General features: G+C 66.1%; 2 protein-coding genes. Both read left to right on the forward strand.

Annotated features, from left to right (window positions below; all coding sequences use genetic code 11):
* A partial coding sequence (locus EN994_RS26860) for a response regulator transcription factor (RefSeq protein ID WP_164746226.1) occupies positions 1-444 on the forward strand: 444 nt, incomplete at its 5' end.
* 50 nt (positions 445-494) lie between these two features.
* Positions 495-2,249 (forward strand): 7TM diverse intracellular signaling domain-containing protein, encoded by a 1,755-nt coding sequence (locus tag EN994_RS26865; RefSeq protein ID WP_158515801.1) that lies wholly within the window; start codon positions 495-497, stop codon positions 2,247-2,249.
* Positions 2,250-2,528: the final 279 nt, after the last annotated feature.

Genomic DNA, 2,528 nt, shown 5'->3' on the forward strand with positions numbered 1-2,528 from the left:
ATCTCGGCCTGGAGCAACGAAAACACCATCCTCGAAGCCCTGCGTGCCGGAGCGACCGGCTATCTCTTGAAGGAGCGCGACGACGTCGAGCTGTCACTTTCGATCCGCAGCACCATTCGCGGCGGCGCGCCGATCGATCCCTTCATCGCCCGGCGCATCCTGGAACTGGTGTCGGCGCCGGCGTCATCCGGGCGCGCCCGTTCCTCCACCGACAGGCCGGGGCGCGGCAAGCCCGCGCTTGCGCCGCCGCCTCCCTTGACGCCGCGCGAGGTCGAGATCCTCAACCTCGTTGCCAAGGGGCTTACCAATCGAGAGATTTCGGGGGTCCTTTCCCTTTCCAGGTTCACGGTCGAATGCCACATTCGCAACATCTACAAGAAGCTGTCGGTCAAATCCCGGACGGAAGCGATTTTCGAGGCGCGGTCGCAAGGCTTCTTGCCCTGATATTCCTGCTCCTCGCGCCGGGCGGCATCGCCCTCGGCGCCGACGGGGCCGTGCCGTTCAAGACGATCGAGGCCGTTCGATCCGGCTGGGACGCCGCCGCGCCGCCGGCCGCCGGCTGGACCAGCGTGACCTTGCCCGATGACTGGGCGACGCGCTGGCCCGGTTTCGACGGCGTGGTCTGGTATCGCCTCACCTTCGACAGGCCCGACGCGGCCGAGCCGCTAGGCCTCGCGCTGAACTACTGGACACTGGCCGGATCGATCTCTGTCAACGCCGCGGAACTCGGCCGCGACGAATTCCTCGTCGAGCCGTTGACGCGCTCATGGAACGTGCCCCGCTACTGGCAGCTCGCTTCCCCGGTCCTGCATGCCGGCACCAACACGCTGCTGATCAGGGTCTCGGGCCTAGCGCCGTACCAGCCAGGCCTTGGTCCGGTCCTGATCGGCCCGCCTTCGGCGACGCGTGCCCATTTTGTCCAGCAATTCTGGATTCGCCGCGAACTGCCGGTCTTCTATCTCGGCGTCACCGCGGCGCTTGGCACCTTCTTCTTCGTCGTCTGGCTGCTGCGCCGAAGCTTGAAGGCCTATGGCTGGTTCGCCCTGATGACGATTGCGTGGTTTTGCTATTCGCTCAATTTCGTGGTGACGAGCCCCTGGCCGTTCGCGGCGACCGACACCTGGCAGCGTTTTATCATGCTCTCCTTCATGGTCATGGCCGCCGCCTTCGTGCTGTTTGTCATCCGCTTTGCCGAGCGCCGCTTTCCCAGGGGGGAAGCCGTGCTGTGGGCCGCGCTGGCGATCGGCGCCGCGGCCCTGTTTGCCACACCGCATTCCCAACTCGGCCCGATGCTCAACCTGCTGGCCTTGTTCTGGTCGCTGCTTTACATCGGCGCCTGTTTCCTGTCGATCGGCCTGACCTGGCGCAGCAATCGGCTGGACCACATCGTCCTTCACATCGTCAACGCGCTCACCATCGTGGCCATCCTGCATGACCTGATGACCTATCTCGGCATCCTTCTTGGCAATGTCTACTACGTCACGCTGACATCCCACTTTCAGATGGTCGGCATGGCGCTGGTGCTGGCCTGGAACTTCGTCGCCAACATGCGCCGCATCGAGGGGTTCAACGATGAGCTCACGGCCAAGATCGAAACCGCCAGGGAAGAACTCGCCCTCACGCTGCATCAGCAGCATGAGGTCACCCTGGCCAACACCAGGCTGGCCGAGCGCGTCTCCCTTTCCCACAATCTGCACGATGGCATGGGCGGCACCCTGGTCAATTCGATCGCCATGCTGGAGCATGCGCCGCAGAACCTGCCGGCCGATCGCTTCCTGTCCGTCCTCAAGGAACTGCGCGACGAGTTGCGGGTCATCATCGACACCGCCGCCGACGACCAGACGGGCGGCCAGTCGCTGGCCGAGTGGATCGCGCCGCTGCGCCGCCGCCACACGCTGGCATGCGAAAGCCGCGACATCGATTGCGTGTGGAACCTGACCGGGCTGGAGGACTGCCACCTGTCGCTCGCGCGAAGCCTCGATCTCGTCCGCATCCTGCAGGAAGGCCTGACCAACGTGCTCAAGCACAGCCAGGCAAGCCGCGTCGTCATCGACCTGCACCGGCGCGGCGAGACGCTGAGCCTGGCCATAAACGACAATGGCGTCGGCTTCGATGCCGCCTCGCAAGCGCCCGTCCCGGGCACCGGCCTGCGCTCGATGCGGGCACGGGCCGGACGGCTGGGCGGTACGCTCGACACGCGGTCGCGGCGCGGCGAAACCGTGCTGGCCTTGCATGTGCCCGCGGCCTGACCGGCCGATCCCGGCGCGGCGGGCATAGCTAGTTTCAACGATATCCGGCCTTGGTCTCGGGTGCTATGCCCGGGGACATGCACGACTGCGTCGGTGCTGATCTGGGGAGCTTGGCCTTGACAGGAATTGCCATCGTCTCGAAGCGAAGCCTGCTGCGCTCGACCGCTCTCGCGACCTGCCTCCTGGCCCCCCTGGCCTGGAGCCCCGCCATGGCCGACGGTGCTGGCGGACATGGCGCGACCAACTCCGCGGGCCGGGGCGGCGGCCAGGGTGGTGGCG

It is taken from the genome of Mesorhizobium sp. M7A.F.Ca.CA.002.09.1.1 (genome assembly GCF_003998555.1).
Classification (GTDB): Bacteria; Pseudomonadota; Alphaproteobacteria; order Rhizobiales; family Rhizobiaceae; genus Mesorhizobium; species Mesorhizobium ciceri.